The sequence below is a fragment of the Pseudomonas sp. GW822-FHT05A08 genome (assembly GCF_058800485.1).
Genome location: NZ_CM179511.1, coordinates 2,224,984 through 2,241,968, shown reverse-complemented (window position 1 = coordinate 2,241,968; position 16,985 = coordinate 2,224,984). Strand labels below are relative to the sequence as shown.

Genomic DNA, 16,985 nt, shown 5'->3' with positions numbered 1-16,985 from the left:
TGGTGGGAACCTTGGCCATGCAGCCAGTCTTTAACGCAGGGCCAGCAGCCCCTGCACCAGCGGTTCGAGGTCCAGGTCGTTGACCAGCTTGATCTGCTCGATCAAGGCGGCCGGCCAGCACTCCATCCCCTGGCAGGCACCGAGCATCGCGCCGAGGATGGCGGCAATGGTATCGGTGTCGCCTCCAAGGCTCGCGGCCATACACAGCGCCTCGAACGCCTGCAGCTCGCCGATGGCCACCTGATGCGCCAGGGCGAAGGACACCACCACCGATTCCTGGGACGCGACGGAGGTGCCGATCACGTCGTACAGCAGATCGGCCAGCAGCGCCTTGTCGCTTTCGACGCTGAGGGTGCGCGCCCAACTGATGCGCGTGGCGATACGGCCGCCAGCCACCCAGTGACCATGCCGCTCCGCTTCCAGGGCGATCTGCACACCGATCTGCAAGGCGTCACCCAGCGGCACGCCATTGATCCCGGCGGATACTACCGCCGCCACCGCCGCCGCGCTGGAGATACCCAGCGTGGTGTTATGGGTGACCTGGCAAGCTTCCACCACCGCGCGGATGAAGCCCTGGACATCGTCGACGTTCGCTGCGATGCCCACCGGGGTGATGCGCATCGCCGCGCCGTTGGTGGTGCCGTAGCGCCCGGCCTCTTCCGCGGTATGGCCGGCGAGGATCATCTCGATGGCGCGCTTGGTCGAGGGGCCCAAAAGGTCCTGGGAGCCCTTGGCCTGCATCGCCGCTTCCCACTCGATCAGGCTGTGGGCCAACGCCGCCGGTTCGATCCGGCCCTTGCCCGCGACCAGCAGGTCGCCGACCAGGATCGCCTGCTCGGTGTCGTCGGTGATCGAGCCCTTGGGCATGTTGGCGGCAATCGGCTGATCGGGGCCGGCGTCCTCCAGGCGATGGATGGCACCGAAACGCTGCTTGATCTGCTGTCGGCTCAAGGATTGGGTCGGCATGCCCAGGGCATCGCCCAGGGCCAGCCCGTAAAAGGCGCCCAGAGCGCGATCCAGCGGGATCATTTCTGTGCTCCGAATTCCAGGTGCAGGCGAAAGTGCAGCGGGTCGAGAAAACTCTCCACCTGTTCCATGAAACGCCCGCGGCGGTCATAGGTGGTCCGCAGGGCCTTGAGAAACACACTGCCGGCCGGACGTCCCAGCAGTCGTGCCTCTTCTTCACCCAGTGGCTCGGCGCCAATCCATTGATCGCCGCGCTCGCCGATATAGCCGTAGGCGGCCAGGGTAATGGTCAGGGAATCATCGATCAGCCCTACTCGCGGCAGGCTTTCCAGGCCACCGGTGGCAGGCATCAGGGAACGTTCAAGGGAAACCACGGTGCCGTCGGTAGAGCGTCGGCGCCGGTCCAGGGCGATGAACTGGTCAGTGCCGAAGCGACTGAGCAGGTCGGGACGCTGCACCGCTTCCAGGCGCAGCAGCTCGGTGTTGATCAGCGCCCCGCTGTCCGCCAGGGCCTGGGCCCAGCCGTTTTGCTGGTCCAGCACCACACCGTCAAAGGTGACGATGGAGCCGACCCCGCTCTGGGTGGCGATGTAGTTGCGGCGTTTGAGTTCGGCCAGGGCCTCACGCAGGGTGCCACGACTCACCGAGAATTCCTGGGCCAACTGATGCTCGCCCGGCAGCAGGAAACCGTCCTCCATGAGGCCGCTTTCGATGCGTCGGATCAGCTCGTCGACCACGCGTTTTTTCTTGTCAAATCGAACATGTCTAATCATGTACAAATTGATACCCGAAACGGGATCTTCGTCGCAAGATATTTATTCGATCTACAAGAGGTTTCGCAGCTCAGGGCTCCAGGCCGATCGGGAAGAACACCCCGCCGCTCCAGACGCCCAGCCAGTTCTGACCGTCGATCGGACGGCTCACCGCCAGCTCCACCAGTTGGTAGAACACATTGCGGTGCACCAGCGCCTCCAGATTGCTGCGTACATGAACGTAAGGCGCCGGCTCCTGGGTCTGCGGGTCGATCACCACTCGCAGCGGATGCTCGCTGCCGGCGCTGACCTGCTCGTCGACGTTGGTGGTAAAGCGCAGGACCTGGGCCTCGCCTTCCCCTTCTACCTCCAGGGTGACGGCGACAAAAGGCGCGTCATCGACCTTGATGCCGACCTTTTCCACCGGGGTGATCAGGAAATAGTCGTCGCCGTCGCGGCGAATGATGGTGGAGAACAGCTTGACCATCGGTTTGCGGCCAATGGGGGTACCCAGGTAGTACCAGGTGCCGTCGCGGGCGATACGCATGTCGATATCGCCACAGAAGTCGGGGTTCCACAGGTGGACCGGCGGCAAGCCCTTCTGCGCCTTGGGAATCTGCGCCAACAGATCGTTGGCTTTGCCCGGACCACTCATGCTGCTCTCCTCGTGCTTGGCTTAATCGCTCAAGCCTAACAGGCTGCGGGCGTATTGTTCGAGCGGCGGGCCAAGCAGGTCTTCCGGCTTTTTGTCGTGGAACGTCAGTAAACCGCCACGACTGCGAATCCGCGCGGTGTCGATCAGATACTGGGTACTGGTCTCGATCAGCATGATCTGAATCACACCGTTGTCGATCCCCAGGCGATCCACGGCTTCCTGGTCGAACCATTCATCGGAGTTGCCGATGCGGTCGTCGGCCTTGGCGAAACGGGTGTACAGCAGGTAATGCGCACCCACCTCACGGGCCTCGGCCATGGCCTGGTCCAGACCTTCCGGCGCCCGGGCGCGGCGGACCATGGGGAAGTATTCGATAAAGCCCTTGAAGGCTTCCTCGGCCACCACGTTGGGGCGCGGGTAAGCGCTACCCGGCGGCGCAAAGGCGCCCTGGGCGATGAAAATGAACGAGTCCGGTTGAACGCGGAACGAGTTGGAGCGCTGGGTATTACTGTGATCGAGAAAACCCGCATCACTCATGTGATAGCGAACGCCCTCGCCCATATCGCTGACATTCATGCAGCCGCCGAGCCCCAAAAAAGCCAGCAGCAAAACCAGGCTACGCATCCTTCCCTCCAGAAGCCGGTGACGGAAAACCGGCGAATGGCCACGAGATGCAGCTTCCGCGCCAGCTCATGCTCCTCTAGCCGCTGCCGCAGGCTGCGAATGGCTGCGCAGCAGCCACAAACCTGGTGAAGGCTATTGGCTGGAGAGAAATAGGTCGCCTGGATTGGCGAGGGCTACGCCCTCGATCGCAGCCTGCGGCAGCGGCTACAGAGGACGGGGATCAGGGAGATGGGGTTTAGCCGCCGATGATTTTCATCACCGTCGCACCACCGGAGAATGCCACGTCCTGCTTGTCGCCCAAGGCTTTGACCAGCAAGCGCTGCAAGGCCGGCAAGGCCTGGTGGCGCGGCTTGTCCAGCAGATCGCCGACGTAATGCCGGTTACTCGACGACAGGCAACCGTGCAGCCAGCCGGTGGACGACAGCCGCAGGCGCGAGCAGGTCCGGCAGAACGGTACGCTTTCGTTGGCGATCACGCCGAAATGGCCCTGCCCCGGAATTTCATAGCGTACTGCGGTGGCGTCCACCGGCGCATCGGCCTGCAGGTATTCGTAGCGCTCGCCGATCAGGCTCAGCAGCTGCTGCAGACTGACGAACTGCTGCAGGAAAGCGTTGGAATCGCTGGCCAGGTGGCCCATGCGCATCAGCTCGATAAAGCGCAGTTCATAGTCACGCTCCAGGCAGTAGTCGAGCAGCGGCATTACCTGGTCCAGGTTCTGCCCGCGCAGCGGCACCATATTGACCTTGATTTTCATGCCCGCCGCGCGAGCCTGGTCCATGCCGTCGAGCACGGTCGCCAGATCGCCGCCACGCGCAATGCCGCGGAAAGCCGAGGCGTCCAGGGTATCGAGGGAAACATTGATGCGCCGGATACCGGAATCCACCAGCAACGGCAGCTTGCGTGCGAGCAATTGGCCATTGGTGGTCAGGCTGATGTCTTCCAGCCCCATTTGCCCCACCGCCGCCATGAAGGCTTCGAGTTTCGGACTGACCAGGGGCTCGCCGCCGGTGATCCGCAGGCGTTCGATGCCTGCGGCCTCGATCAGATAGGCCACGCCGCGCGCCATGGCCTCGGCCGACAACTCGTCCTGGGCAGCCACCAGCCGCTTGCCGTTGGGCACGCAGTAGGTACAGGCGTAGTTGCAGGCAGAAGTCAGGCTGATACGCAGATTGCGAAAACGCCTGCCTTGACGATCAACGATCATGGATGACTCCGGCGAAGGAAGAGTGAACCGACCAAAACCTGACTCAAAAATCAGGTTTTGGCAAGTCCCATGCCTGAGTATATTCCTGGGACACTGCGCCATATAGAAAAATCATGGCGCCATAAGGCCATTGAATGAATCAGCTGCCGGAGCTATCGGGGTCGCGCTTGCGCTTGTTGCCCATGCGCACGCCGATGTCCATCAGGAACTGGAAGAAGCCTTCCTGGTCTTCCAGCACGTTGCTCCAGAACGGCGAGTGATACAGCGCCACCGCGCCATGCACCAGCGCCCAGGCCGCGCAGTAGTGGAAGTAAGGCGGCACGTCTTCGAGCTTGCCTTCGCTGATGCGGCCCTTGATCAACAGGGTCAGGCGTTCGAAGTTGGAAGCACGGATCTTGTGCAGTTCCTCGACCATTTCCGGCACCTGGTTGCCCTTGACCACCTTCTCTTCCAGGCGATCGAACAGCCGGTAACGCTGTGGATCACGCATGCGGAATTCGAAGTAGGCCCGGGACAGGGCTTCCTTATCCTTGTCGACATCGGCAGAGTGCAGCAGCTCGTTCAGGTCGCGCTCATAATCGAGCATCAGGCGCAGATAAATCTCCGCCTTGGACTTGAAGTGCTTGTAGATGGTCCCTTTGCCGATACCAACGGCATCAGCGATCATCTCGACGGTGACGCTGTCTTCACCTTGATCGAGGAACAGCTTGAGCGCGGTATCGAGAATTTCTTGCTCACGGCGACGAAACTCACGGACCTTACGAGGTTCTTTCTGCATAAGAAAAGGTCTGTCGGGGTCAAAATCGAAGCCGCGTATTATGCCTAAATTGCGCCAAAATGCACGGATCATCCGACCATGACTATGTTTCTTGATGAATTTGTACAGGCCCCGGGCCTGCGTTATTTGAATCACGCAGCTGTCGCCCCCTGGCCAAATCGGGCCGCCGAAGCCGTGGCGCGCTTCGCCAAAGAGAACGTTTTGCTGGGCGCCCGGGATTATCCGGACTGGATGGCCCTTGAGCAACGCCTGCGCGAACGCCTGATGCGCCTGCTAAATGCACCGTCAACGGATGACATCGCGCTGGTCAAAAATACTTCGGAGGCGCTGTCATTCGTCGCCTTTGGTCTGCCTTGGGAACAAGGTGACCAGATCGTCATCAGCGACGAGGAATTCCCCTCCAACCGCGTCGTCTGGGAAGCCCTGGCCAGCCAGGGTGTGGAAGTGCTGCAGGTCGGCCTCAAGGGCGACGATCCGGAAGGCGCTCTGCTGGCCGCCTGCGGGCCGCGCACCCGGCTGATGGCGATCAGCGCGGTGCAGTTCGCCAGCGGCCTGCGCCTGGATCTGCAGCGCCTGGGCGCAGGCTGCAAACAACAGAACGTGCTGTTCTGCATCGACGCCATCCAGCAACTGGGCGCCCAACCCTTCGATGTCCAGGCCTATCAATGCGACTTCGCCATGGCCGACGGCCACAAATGGATGCTCGGGCCTGAAGGCCTCGGCGTGTTCTATTGCCGCAGCGAGCTGCGCGCGCAGCTCAAGCTCCATGAGTTCGGCTGGCACATGCTGGAACACATGGGCGATTACAGCCGCAGCGAATGGGAACCGGCCAAGAGCGCGCGGCGCTTCGAGTGCGGCAGCCCGAACATGCTCGGCGCCATGGCCCTGGAAGCAAGCCTGTCGTTATTGGAAGAAGTGGGCATGGAGCACGTGGCGACCTTGATCGCCGAACGGGTCCAGTGGCTCCAGGATGGCCTGAATGCTATCCCCGGCGTACGCCTGCACACCCCGCTCAACCCTGCCCGACGCGGCGGAATTTTCTCGTTCAGTATCGATGGCATCGATAATCAGGCAGTTCATGAGGCGCTGCAACAGCAGCAGGTGGTGTGTATTCCCCGTGGCCCAGGGGTTAGATTTTCACCGCATTTCTATACTGAAAAGCGCGTAATCGACGAAACTCTTGCCATCGTGGCTGATATCGCCCGGCAATGAGAACTCAAGCGAAGCGCTCGTATTCCAAATTTGTTTAAAAAACGAGCAAGGCCAACTGGACTGAATTCAATAGTGATCAATACTTGAAATGTCGGCGTGACATCTCCCCCAAGTGAAGCGCCGATGAAGGTACCAAGGGATGGCGTGCCTTTGTTTTACTCCTAATGGTCTTAACCCGGATTCACCCCCCAGAACCCGGGTTTTTTTTGCCTGCGATTCAGCCCTTGACGTGCGCCAGCGGGAACAGACGCTTGAAGTTCTCGGTGGTCTGTTCGGCAAAACGCTCGTAGGGCTCCCCACGCAGCATGGCCAGGAACTCGGCGACTTCACGCACGTACTGCGGCAGGTTGGGCTTGCCGCGATAAGGAATCGGCGCCAGGTACGGCGAATCGGTTTCCACCAGCAAACGGTCGGCCGGCACCTGGCGCGCCACGTCCCGCAGTGCATCGGCATTGCGGAAAGTGACAATCCCGGACAGGGAAATGTAGAAACCCAGGTCCAGCGCGGCCTTGGCCATGTCCCAGTCTTCGGTGAAGCAGTGCAGGACCCCGGCTTGCGGCAACGCCGCTTCGCGCAGCAGAGTCAGGGTATCGGCGCGCGCGCCACGGGTGTGGACGATCACCGGCTTGCCGGTCTGCTGGGCGGCTTGCAGGTGCAGGCGGAAGGATTCCTGCTGCAACTGCGCGGCTTCCGGCTCGTAGTGGTAATCCAGGCCGGTCTCGCCGATGGCCACCACCCGCGGGTGATTCAACTCCCGCAGCAGCCAGTCGAGGGCTGGCGCGGCGCCAGGCTGGACATCCAGGGGATGGACACCCACCGAGCAATCGACGTCGTCATAACGCTCAGCCAACGCCTTGACGTCGGCCGCATTGTCGGCACTGACGCCAATGCACAGGAAATGCCCGACACCGCGCTGACGAGCAGCGTCCAGGGCGGCATCCAGGGAGCCGTCATGAGCGGCGAGGTCGAGGCGATCGAGGTGACAATGGGAATCTACAAGCATAAGAAGCGACAACCACATTCGGTCAATGAACAGGCCGGCCCGAGTGGCAGCCGGCGATTCGGTTTGTTTCCAGGCGCCGCCGTCAGTTGCGCGCGGGCAGTGCGGCCCACTGCACCAGCAAGGCTTCGAGCAACAGCACCCGATTGAGGTTGGCCTTGTTCAACACCTTCTGGCGCTGCGCAAGGATCCAGTCCTGGATCTCCAGAACCTTGGCCTGGGAGGACTTCTGCGCGAGGTACTGCACCACTTTGCGCATATCGGCCAATCCCAGCCCCTCCTCGTCCTGCGTCAGCTGATAGCGCAGGATCAGGCTCGACCAGTCGCAGAACCAGTCGAACAGCAGCAACAAGGGTATCGCATTCCAGCCTTCGGCCAGCTGGGTCGGCGATTGCTGCTGCTTGAGCAACTTCTTCACCCCGTCGACCACCTGCGCCCGCTGCTCGCGCGCGCCCTGGGCTTGCAGGCTGACAGCCGCCAGGGGCGAACCGGCCGCCAGGGTCAACAGCTCGACCCGCTCCTCTTCCGAGCAGTCCGGCAGGGCCTTGCTCAGCCATTGCAGGCTCATGGCCTCACTGGGCAGAGGACAGGCCTGCTGCACGCAGCGACTCTTGATGGTCGGCAACAAGCGGCTCGGCTGGTGGCTGACCAGCAGCAACACCGTATCGCCGGACGGCTCTTCGAGGCTTTTCAGCAGCGCGTTGGAAGCGTTGATGTTCATCGACTCCACCGGTTCGATCAGCACCACCTTGCGCCCGCCCAGTTGCGCGGTCTGCACCACGAAGCTGACCAGCTCGCGCACCTGGTCGACCTTGATCGCCTTGTCCGCTTCCTCCGGCTCCAGCACGTAGTTGTCCGGATGGCTGCCGGCCTGCAGCAGCAAGCACGACTTGCATTGCCCGCAGGCATCCAGCCCGGCCGGACGCTGGCACAACAGACGCGCCATCAGGCGCTCGGCCAGCGCACGCTTGCCGATGCCCGCCGGGCCATGGAGCAGATAGGCGTGGGCATGCTGCGCTCGGCCCGCCAGCTGCTGCCAGAGTTCGTCCTGCCAGGGAAAGGCCTCAGCCACGGTGCAGCTCCAGCAATTTCGGCAACAGGGCGTCCAGTGCTTGCTGGACCTGGGACAGCGGCTGCGCCGCATCCACCAACAGGTAACGAGCCGGATCGGCCGCCGCGCGCTTCAGGTACGCCTGGCGTACCGCATCGAAGAACACCCGGCCTTCCAGCTCGAAACGGTCCAGACGGCCACGAGCGCTGGCGCGGGCCAGACCCACTTCGACCGGCAGGTCGAACACCAGGGTCAGGTCGGGTCGCAGCTCACCCTGAACGAACTGCTCCAGGGTCGCGATGCGCTCCACGGATAAACCACGACCACCGCCCTGATAGGCGTAGGTGGAGTCGGTAAAACGGTCGCACAACACCACCGCGCCACGGGCCAGCGCCGGACGAATCACCTCGGCCAGATGCTGGGCGCGCGCGGCGAACACCAGCAACAGCTCGGTATCGGGATTCATGACCTCGTCGCCGGGGGTCAGCAGCACCTCGCGGATCCGCTCGGCCAAGGGCGTACCGCCCGGCTCGCGAGTCAGCAACACCTCGATGCCAGCGGCGCGCAGGCGCTCGGCCAGGTATTCGCGGTTGGTGCTTTTACCCGCGCCTTCCGGGCCTTCCAGAGTAATAAACAAGCCAGTCACAGGCAGTCCTTAATCAAAGTCATTGCGGGCTTTTCGGCTCGGGCTCGACGGGAGTTTCGAGCGGTGCTTGCGGCGGTACTTCCGGGCTCACCTGGGGAGCCTCCTGAGAGGGCTCTTCAGGGGACGTCTGCGGAACTGCCTCGGGTGCCGTATCGGGTGACACCGCCGGGGTCGACTCCGGAGTTTCGGAAGCCGCCGGGCTGCCCGCCGGTGCCGGGCTGGAACGATAATCGGCGCGACGCTTGAGCTGGAACTCGCGCACGGCATTGTTATGCGCATCCAGATCGTCGGAGAACACATGGCTGCCATCGCCACGCGCCACGAAATACAGACTGCTGCCCGGCACCGGGTTGAGCGCGGCATGGATCGCCTCGCGACCGACCATGGAAATCGGGGTCGGCGGCAAGCCACTGATCACGTAGGTGTTGTAGGGGGTCGCCTCCTTCAGCAGGGCGCGGGTCAACTTACCGTTGTAACGCTCACCCAGACCATAGATCACCGTCGGATCGGTTTGCAGCAACATACCCACCTGCATGCGGCGCACGAATACCCCGGCAATCTGTCCGCGCTCCTGGGGCATGCCGGTTTCCTTCTCCACCAGCGAGGCCATGATCAGCGCCTGATAAGGCTCGGTATAAGGCACATCGGCCGAGCGCTTGTTCCATTCCTTGGCCAGCACCTCGTCCAACCGGCTGTAGGCTTTTTCCAACAGCTCGGCATCGGTCATCCCACGCACGAAACGGTAGGTATCGGGAAAGAACCGGCCTTCGGGGAAAACTCCGCCGTGACCGAGCTTTTCCATGACTTCACTGTCACTCAACCCATTCAGGGTCTGCTCGAGCTTGTCATGCCTGGCCAACGCGGCGCGCACCTGACGGAAGGTCCAGCCTTCCACCAGGGTCAGGCTGTACTGCACCACTTCACCGCGCTGCCAGACCCCGATCAGGCCTTGCGCGGTCATCCCTGGGGTCATGCGGTATTCACCGCTGTGCAGTGGCTGCCCTTCCATGTTGAAGCGCCAGTACAGGCGCAGCCAGAACGCGTCCTTGAGAACGCCATTGGCTTCCATACGGTTGAAGGTACCGCCTGGCGTCGAGCCAGCCGGCACGTCGAGCAATTGCTCTTGGGTCAGGTTGAGAGGCTGCTCCAGCGCCGAGTTCAACTTCCAGGCCGAGGCGCCCAGCGCCAGACCTGCCAGAACCAGTCCGGTCTCCAGCAGAAGCAATAGTTTACGTCTCACAAATCAGGCATCCAGTAGCGTGCGGGCAATGCGTTGCAGTTTACGGGTGAGCGGTCCGGCCGACCAGCGCAGCGCGCCACAGGCAAGCACCGGCCAAATGCCATAGACACTGTTGCAGACAAAGACTTCGTCGGCCTGTTGCAACTGTTCGAGACTGATGTCGGCGATTTCCGTGGGAATAGCCAACGACGCGGCCTGAAACAATATTTCAGCGCGCATCACTCCGGCGACCCCGCAACGGCTCAGATCGGCCGTGAATAAGGCACCGTCGCGCACCAGGAACAGATTGCTGAACACGCCCTCGATCACCCGCCCGGAAACGTCGAGCATCAAGCCTTCGGCATGCTCGCTGTCCTGCCACTCGGAACGGGCAAGAACCTGCTCCAGTCGGTTGAGGTGTTTGAGGCCGGCGAGCAAGGGCTGCTCGGACAGGCGGGTGGTGCAAGGGAACAGTCGAACCCCCTGCTCGGCATGCGTCGCCGGATAAGCGGCCGGCGCATTGCCCTGGAGGATTCGCCGCGGCTGCGCTCGCGGGTCGGCGGCATAACCGCGCTGGCTGTCACCCCGGGTGAGGATCAGCTTGAGCACGCCCTCCCCCAGCAGCGAGGCGTAGGCGGTGAGCTCGCTGCGGATCAACGCCTGATCGGCAGCGATGGCCAGGCGCGAACAGCCCTCGGCCAGGCGCAGCAGGTGTCGCTCCAGCAACAAGGGCTGGCCTGCCCTTACCGCGATGGTCTCGAACAGGCCATCGCCATAAGCCAGGCCGCGGTCCTTGAGCGACAGAACGTCAGCCGGCTGACCGTCGACCCAGCTGTCCATCAGCCGGCGAACCGGCGGAACACCAGGGAGCCGTTGGTACCGCCGAACCCGAAGGAGTTGGACAGCACCACGTCGATGTCCATGTTGCGTGCGGTGTGTGGCACGAAATCCAGGTCGCAACCTTCATCCGGCTCATCGAGGTTGATGGTCGGTGGCGCTGCCTGGCTGTTGATCGCCAGCACGCTGAAGATGGCCTCAATGGCACCCGCGGCACCCAGCAGATGGCCGGTCATGGACTTGGTGGAGCTGATCGCCAGCTTGTAGGCGTGATCGCCGAACACGCTCTTGATCGCCTCGGCTTCCGCCAGGTCACCGGCAGGGGTCGAGGTACCGTGGGCGTTGATGTACTGCACCTGCTCGACGTTCAGCTTGGCATCACGCAGCGCATTGGCGATGCAACGCGCCGCACCGGCGCCATCGGCGGGTGGCGAAGTCATGTGGTAAGCGTCGCCGCTCATGCCAAAACCGATCAGTTCGGCATAGATGGTCGCGCCACGGGCCTTGGCATGCTCCAGCTCTTCGAGCACCAGCGCGCCGGCACCGTCGGACAGCACGAAGCCATCACGGCCCTTGTCCCAAGGACGGCTGGCACGGGTTGGCTCGTCATTGCGGGTCGACAGCGCACGGGATGCGCCAAAGCCGCCCATGCCCAGACCGCAGGCGGCCATTTCAGCGCCACCGGCGATCATCACGTCGGCTTCGCCGAAGGCAATATTGCGGGCCGCCATGCCAATGCAGTGGGTACCTGTGGTACAGGCCGTGGAAATCGCGTAGTTCGGCCCCTGGGCACCCAGATGGATGGACAGGAATCCGGAAATCATATTGATGATCGAGCCAGGCACGAAGAACGGAGAAATTCGACGCGGGCCGGAATCATGCAGCGTGCGGCTGGTTTCTTCGATATTGGTCAAACCGCCAATACCCGACCCCATGGCAACGCCGATTCGCTCGCGGTTGGCATCGGTCACTTCCAGGCCGGCATTACGCACTGCCTGAAAACCGGCCGCCAAGCCGTATTGAATGAACAGGTCGAGCTTGCGGGCCTCTTTGACCGACAGGTATTCCTCGACATTGAAGCCCTTTACCGAGCCGCCAAAACGGGTGGAATAGGCAGAAAGGTCGGTGTGTTCGATCAGACCAATGCCACTGCGGCCAGCCAGAATGCCCTGCCAACTGCTCGGAACATCCGTACCCAGTGGCGACAACATACCCATACCGGTGACTACGACGCGTCTACGCGACACAGCACTCTCCTTTTTTCTAATGACGACACTTTGCATCAGGCCTAAAGAAAAAACCGCACGCCGTAACGGCAGTGCGGTTTTTCCATGACAGCAAAAGACGACTAAATACGATTAAGCCTGGTGGCTGGTAACGTAGTCGATAGCTGCTTGAACGGTAGTGATCTTTTCAGCTTCTTCGTCAGGGATTTCGGTCTCGAATTCCTCTTCCAGAGCCATCACCAGCTCAACGGTGTCAAGGGAGTCGGCACCCAGGTCTTCAACGAAGGAAGCGGTGTTAACAACTTCTTCTTCTTTAACGCCCAGTTGCTCAGCAACGATTTTCTTGACGCGCTCTTCGATGGTGCTCATACCTTGTTTTCACTCCTAATGGACAAATTCAGGCAGCTGGCCAGTGGGTAAGTGTATAGAAAGGCTTTTCAGCTTTTCAACTGAAAGCTTCACTCCTCAAACCCTTTGGCCACCTGCCTATAAATTGATTGCAGCTTTATAACGGATTTTAGACAGCTCGTATGACATTTTTTTGAAGCAATCCGTCACATTTAACTCACATGTACATCCCGCCGTTCACCGGGATTGTAGCCCCGGTCACGTATGCCGCACCGTCGGATGCAAGAAAAGCGACCACTTGCGCGATCTCTTGAGCCTGCCCCAGACGACCCAGCGGAATTTGTGTTTGCAGCGCTTCACGCTGCGCTTCAGGCAAGTCGCGGGTCATGTCGGTATCGATGAAACCCGGAGTCACCGAGTTCACGGTAATCGACCGCGAGCCAACCTCACGCGCCAGAGCACGACTGAAACCTTCCAGGCCCGCCTTGGCGGTGGCGTAGTTTACTTGGCCAGCGTTGCCCATGGCACCCACCACCGAACCAATACTGATGATTCGACCCCAGCGAGCCTTGGTCATGCCGCGCAGAACGCCCTTGGACAGGCGATACAGACTGTTCAGGTTGGTATCGATCACGTCGTACCACTCGTCGTCTTTCATGCGCATCATCAGGTTGTCACGGGTAATACCGGCGTTGTTCACCAGGATCGCCGGTGCGCCGAACTGCTCCTGAATGCTGGCCAGTACGGCAGCAACGGACTCGTCGCTGGTGACATTGAGTTCAAGGCCTGCGCCCTGAATGCCGTTTTCCTTCAAGGTGGCAGCAATACCCTCGGCCCCCGAAGCGGAAGTTGCGGTACCCACAACGATCGCGCCCAGGCGACCCAGCTCAAGCGCGATGGCCTGGCCAATACCGCGGCTGGCGCCGGTAACCAATGCAACTTTACCTTGCAGACTCATGCAGGCTTCTCCTAATTCAGACCACCGCTGCGCAAGCGGCAGCGAAGGCATCTGGGGTGTTCAGGTTAGAGGTCGATACGCCTTCGGCGCAGCGCTTGTTGAGACCCGCCAGGACCTTGCCCGGACCGCACTCGACCAACTGGGTGGCGCCCTTGGCGGCCAGGGTCTGCACCGACTCCACCCAACGCACCGGCTTGTACAACTGCTCCAGCAGGTCGCGCTTGAGGGTTTCGAGATCCGGCGCCACATCGGCGCTGACGTTCTGTACCAACGGAATCTGTGGCGCCTGCCAGTTGATGGCGGCAATCGACTCGGCGAAACGCTCGGCAGCCGGACGCATCAGCTCGCAGTGTGATGGCACGCTGACGGGCAATGGCATGGCGCGCTTGGCGCCACGTGCCTTGCAACCCTCGATGGCGCGCTCGACAGCGGCCTTGGCGCCGGCGATCACCACCTGGCCCGGGGAGTTGAAATTGACCGCGCTGACCACTTCGCCTTGTGCGGCTTCGGCACAAGCGGCCAGCACATCGGCATCTTCCAGGCCGAGAATCGCCGCCATGCCGCCCTGCCCTGCAGGAACGGCTTCTTGCATCAACTGACCGCGACGCTCTACCAGCTTCACGGCTTCGCCCAGAGTCAGGCTGCCAGCGGCAACCAGCGCGCTGTATTCACCCAGGCTATGGCCGGCAACGAACGCCGGACGCGCCCCGCCTTCCGCCAGCCACAGACGCCACAGGGCGATAGAGGCAGTCAGAATGGCCGGCTGGGTCTTGTCGGTTTGATTGAGCAGCTCCTCGGGACCCTCTTGGGTCAAGGCCCAGAGATCGTAGCCCAGAGCATCGGAAGCTTCTTTGAAGGTTTCGAGGATCAACGGGTACTGCGCGCCCAACTCGGCCAACATGCCGAGGGACTGCGAGCCCTGTCCAGGAAAGACGAATGCGAGGGATGCAGACATGTAACAAGCCCCTAATGATCTTGTCGTCGGAGAATTGACGCCCCACCGTGGTGGACGCAAGAAACTGACAGTTGGATGGCCAATTGAACTGAGCGGTCACATTTAAGCATTTCCGAGTGCAAACGCCTAAAGCAACAGATCTTCGAGCCGCCCATGCAGGCGCTCCGGGAGGTTTTCCTGGATCTCGATCAACGCCCGTTGAATCGCACTCTGGAAACCCTGAACCCCTGCCGAACCGTGGCTTTTCACGACTATTCCCTGCAAGCCGAGAAAACTCGCGCCATTGTGTCGCGCCGGCGCCAGATCGGCCTGCAGACGCCGCATCAGCGGCAGCGCCAGAGCACCGACCACACGGGAAACCGCGTTTTGCTTGAACAGGGATTCGATGCGCGCGGCAATCATGGTCGCCAGCCCCTCGCTGGACTTGAGCAGGATGTTGCCGACAAAACCGTCGCACACCACCACGTCCGCCTCGCCGCGATACAACCCGTCGCCCTCGACAAAACCGATGTAATTCAGACCCCGGGCATTCTGCAGCAGGCTAGCTGCCAGCTTGACCTGCTGATTGCCCTTGATGTCTTCAGTACCGATATTGAGCAACGCCACTCGCGGACGAACGACCCCCAGCGTCTCGGCTGCCACCGACCCCATGACCGCGAACTGGAACAGGTGCTCAGCGCTGCAATCGACGTTTGCCCCCAGATCCAGCAGTTGGCAATAGCCGCGCTGGGTTGGAATAGCCGCCACCATCGCCGGACGATCGATGCCCGGAAGGGTTTTCAACACATAACGCGACAACGCCATCAGCGCACCGGTATTGCCGGCGCTGACACAGGCCTGGGCCTTGCCATCACGCAGCAGCTCTAACGCCACCCGCATGGAGGAGTCCGGCTTGCCACGCAGAGCCTGGGAAGGTTTTTCATCCATGCCAATGACTTCTGCGGCGGGCACAACCGTCAGGCGCGCGCGATCCACAGCCGAATGACCGGAAATCAGTTCTTCTAAAAGGAAAGGTTGGCCGACAAGGGCCAGGTGCAGCGAGGGGGTGGCAGATAGGCAAGCAAGGCTGGCCTGAACAATGCTGCGGGGACCGAAGTCCCCGCCCATTGCGTCAATCGCGATGACTTGAGCGGACAAGGATTACTCGTCAGCGCCCTTGTCGATCACTTTACGACCACGGTATACGCCTTCTGGCGATACGTGGTGACGCAGGTGAACTTCACCAGTGGTCTTTTCTACGGACAGGGTGCTAGCCTCGAGAGCGTCGTGCGAACGACGCATGTCACGGGCAGAGCGGGATTTTTTGTTCTGCTGAACAGCCATAATTGATTAACTCCTAAACGTTTGGGTCACGCTTTAACTGCGCCAATACACTGAACGGGTTGGACCGCGTTACCTCGTCCTCGCTCGGTTCGGGCTCATCGAGACCCGCCGGCTGCTGGCATTCTTCCGGATGATGAGCAGGCACGATGGGCAAGGCGAGCAAAAGCTCCTCCTCGATCAAAGCCTGCAGATCCAAAGGATCTTCGCCCAGTTCCAGCACGTCATAACCTTTCGGCAACGACTGGGTATTCGCACCCTCCTTCACCACAGCGTAACTGCATTCGCTGTGGATCGGCAGGGTGACCAGCTCAAGACAACGCTGGCAAACCATTTTGACTTCAGTGTCGATAAAGCTGTGGATCACCACAGATTTACGTTCATCTCGTTCAAAAACGAATTTAGCCTGCACCGTACCGACATCGTCGGAAAGCGGGTCGCAGAGTCTCTTCAAATCGGCCAGCAGCAGTTCACCTTGAAGGGTGGTGCCACGGTCAGCCAATTTGCGCGGGTCAACGTGAGGTGGAATCGGGTCATTCAACATAGGCGCAGCATTATAGGGATGCCCCCGGCCATGTCAAAGGAAATTCAGCCCTGTCCGTCACTTGCAAGCCCCGCTAGAATTCGCGGCCAGCCTCAGGAGATGCGCATGCTGCCTTTATTACTTGCCTCAAGCTCGGCCTACCGGCGCGAATTGCTGACCCGCCTGCGCCTGCCATTCACCTGCAGCTCTCCAGATATCGACGAAAGCCACCGCCCCGGGGAATCCGCCAGCGGCCTGGTCAAGCGCCTCGCCGAAGAGAAAGCCCGAGCACTGGCCATCACCCACCCGGGACACTTGATCATTGGCTCGGACCAGGTTGCAGTGCTCGGCGAGCGCATCATCGGCAAGCCCCACACGTTCGAAAAGGCGCGCGAGCAATTGCTCGCCGCCAGCGGCGCCAGCGTGACCTTTCTCACCGGCCTGGCGCTGCTCAACAGCAAGAGCGGCCACTGCCAGGTCGACTGCATACCCTTCACCGTGCATATGCGCGAGCTGAGCCCTGCCCGCATCGAACGCTACCTGCACGCCGAACAGCCTTATGACTGTGCCGGCAGCTTCAAGGCCGAGGGCCTGGGCATCAGCCTGTTCCGCAGCACCGAGGGCAGCGACGCCAGCAGCCTGATCGGCCTGCCGCTGATCCGCCTGGTAGACATGCTGCTCGCCGAAAGCGTGGAAATCCCCTGACCACCC

The 16,985-nt window shown here is 61.4% G+C and carries 20 protein-coding genes; 2 read left to right on the top strand and 18 right to left on the bottom strand.

Features of this window, described 5'->3' with window-relative positions:
- Positions 1-30: 30 nt before the first annotated feature.
- From AC3RCP_RS10175 to AC3RCP_RS10150, 6 genes are all read right to left on the bottom strand, one after another.
- Positions 31-1,029, bottom strand: a complete 999-nt coding sequence (locus AC3RCP_RS10175; RefSeq protein ID WP_492571656.1) for an ADP-ribosylglycohydrolase family protein — start codon at positions 1,027-1,029, stop codon at positions 31-33.
- On the bottom strand, positions 1,026-1,739 hold the full coding sequence (locus tag AC3RCP_RS10170) for a GntR family transcriptional regulator (protein WP_007928081.1): 714 nt from the start codon (positions 1,737-1,739) through the stop codon (positions 1,026-1,028). The genes AC3RCP_RS10175 and AC3RCP_RS10170 overlap by 4 nt, the downstream gene beginning before the upstream one ends.
- A 70-nt stretch (positions 1,740-1,809) precedes the next feature.
- On the bottom strand, positions 1,810-2,373 hold the full coding sequence (locus AC3RCP_RS10165) for a DUF1285 domain-containing protein (RefSeq protein WP_085530238.1): 564 nt from the start codon (positions 2,371-2,373) through the stop codon (positions 1,810-1,812).
- A gap of 21 nt (positions 2,374-2,394) precedes the next feature.
- On the bottom strand, positions 2,395-2,997 hold the full coding sequence (locus AC3RCP_RS10160; RefSeq protein WP_007928079.1) for a DUF4823 domain-containing protein: 603 nt from the start codon (positions 2,995-2,997) through the stop codon (positions 2,395-2,397).
- Positions 2,998-3,232: 235 nt separating this feature from the next.
- Positions 3,233-4,201: a GTP 3',8-cyclase MoaA gene (locus AC3RCP_RS10155; RefSeq protein ID WP_492571657.1), complete on the bottom strand. Its 969-nt coding sequence runs from the start codon at positions 4,199-4,201 to the stop codon at positions 3,233-3,235.
- Between the two features lie 139 nt (positions 4,202-4,340).
- Positions 4,341-4,979, bottom strand: a complete 639-nt coding sequence (locus tag AC3RCP_RS10150; protein ID WP_007928069.1) for a TetR/AcrR family transcriptional regulator — start codon at positions 4,977-4,979, stop codon at positions 4,341-4,343.
- A 78-nt stretch (positions 4,980-5,057) separates the two neighbouring features.
- On the opposite strand from AC3RCP_RS10150, the gene AC3RCP_RS10145 reads away from it, so the two are divergent.
- The gene (locus AC3RCP_RS10145; RefSeq protein WP_007928066.1) at positions 5,058-6,191 is read left to right on the top strand and encodes an aminotransferase class V-fold PLP-dependent enzyme; all 1,134 of its coding nucleotides are present in this window, start codon (positions 5,058-5,060) and stop codon (positions 6,189-6,191) included.
- 217 nt (positions 6,192-6,408) lie between these two features.
- Here AC3RCP_RS10145 and AC3RCP_RS10140 read toward each other — a convergent pair whose 3' ends face one another.
- The 12 genes from AC3RCP_RS10140 to AC3RCP_RS10085 all read right to left on the bottom strand — a co-directional run bounded on the left by AC3RCP_RS10140 (position 6,409) and on the right by AC3RCP_RS10085 (position 16,295).
- Positions 6,409-7,194, bottom strand: a complete 786-nt coding sequence (locus AC3RCP_RS10140) for a TatD family hydrolase (RefSeq protein WP_277588180.1) — start codon at positions 7,192-7,194, stop codon at positions 6,409-6,411.
- An 82-nt stretch (positions 7,195-7,276) separates the two neighbouring features.
- On the bottom strand, positions 7,277-8,263 hold the full coding sequence (locus AC3RCP_RS10135) for a DNA polymerase III subunit delta' (RefSeq protein ID WP_009042853.1): 987 nt from the start codon (positions 8,261-8,263) through the stop codon (positions 7,277-7,279).
- Positions 8,256-8,888, bottom strand: a complete 633-nt coding sequence (gene tmk / locus AC3RCP_RS10130; RefSeq protein WP_007928062.1) for a dTMP kinase — start codon at positions 8,886-8,888, stop codon at positions 8,256-8,258. The genes AC3RCP_RS10135 and tmk overlap by 8 nt, the downstream gene beginning before the upstream one ends.
- A 19-nt stretch (positions 8,889-8,907) precedes the next feature.
- Positions 8,908-10,128, bottom strand: a complete 1,221-nt coding sequence (gene mltG / locus AC3RCP_RS10125) for an endolytic transglycosylase MltG (protein ID WP_492571658.1) — start codon at positions 10,126-10,128, stop codon at positions 8,908-8,910.
- A 3-nt stretch (positions 10,129-10,131) separates the two neighbouring features.
- Positions 10,132-10,947: an aminodeoxychorismate lyase gene (pabC, locus tag AC3RCP_RS10120; protein WP_007928057.1), complete on the bottom strand. Its 816-nt coding sequence runs from the start codon at positions 10,945-10,947 to the stop codon at positions 10,132-10,134.
- Entirely contained in the window at positions 10,947-12,191 is a 1,245-nt protein-coding gene (gene fabF, locus AC3RCP_RS10115) for a beta-ketoacyl-ACP synthase II (RefSeq protein WP_007928055.1), read from the bottom strand. The genes pabC and fabF overlap by 1 nt, the downstream gene beginning before the upstream one ends.
- A 111-nt stretch (positions 12,192-12,302) precedes the next feature.
- The gene (gene acpP, locus AC3RCP_RS10110) at positions 12,303-12,539 is read right to left on the bottom strand and encodes an acyl carrier protein (RefSeq protein WP_003175607.1); all 237 of its coding nucleotides are present in this window, start codon (positions 12,537-12,539) and stop codon (positions 12,303-12,305) included.
- Positions 12,540-12,735: 196 nt separating this feature from the next.
- Entirely contained in the window at positions 12,736-13,476 is a 741-nt protein-coding gene (gene fabG / locus AC3RCP_RS10105; RefSeq protein WP_007928054.1) for a 3-oxoacyl-ACP reductase FabG, read from the bottom strand.
- A 16-nt stretch (positions 13,477-13,492) separates the two neighbouring features.
- On the bottom strand, positions 13,493-14,431 hold the full coding sequence (gene fabD / locus AC3RCP_RS10100; RefSeq protein ID WP_492571659.1) for an ACP S-malonyltransferase: 939 nt from the start codon (positions 14,429-14,431) through the stop codon (positions 13,493-13,495).
- Positions 14,432-14,557: 126 nt separating this feature from the next.
- Positions 14,558-15,568 (bottom strand): phosphate acyltransferase PlsX, encoded by a 1,011-nt coding sequence (gene plsX, locus AC3RCP_RS10095; protein ID WP_009042849.1) that lies wholly within the window; start codon positions 15,566-15,568, stop codon positions 14,558-14,560.
- Positions 15,569-15,571: 3 nt separating this feature from the next.
- Positions 15,572-15,754: a 50S ribosomal protein L32 gene (rpmF, locus tag AC3RCP_RS10090; RefSeq protein ID WP_003179396.1), complete on the bottom strand. Its 183-nt coding sequence runs from the start codon at positions 15,752-15,754 to the stop codon at positions 15,572-15,574.
- Between the two features lie 13 nt (positions 15,755-15,767).
- Positions 15,768-16,295: a YceD family protein gene (locus AC3RCP_RS10085; protein ID WP_007928051.1), complete on the bottom strand. Its 528-nt coding sequence runs from the start codon at positions 16,293-16,295 to the stop codon at positions 15,768-15,770.
- Positions 16,296-16,400: 105 nt separating this feature from the next.
- Here AC3RCP_RS10085 and AC3RCP_RS10080 point away from each other — a divergent pair, with 105 nt between their 5' ends.
- Positions 16,401-16,979: a Maf family protein gene (locus AC3RCP_RS10080; protein WP_492571660.1), complete on the top strand. Its 579-nt coding sequence runs from the start codon at positions 16,401-16,403 to the stop codon at positions 16,977-16,979.
- The last annotated feature ends 6 nt before the right edge of the window (positions 16,980-16,985 follow it).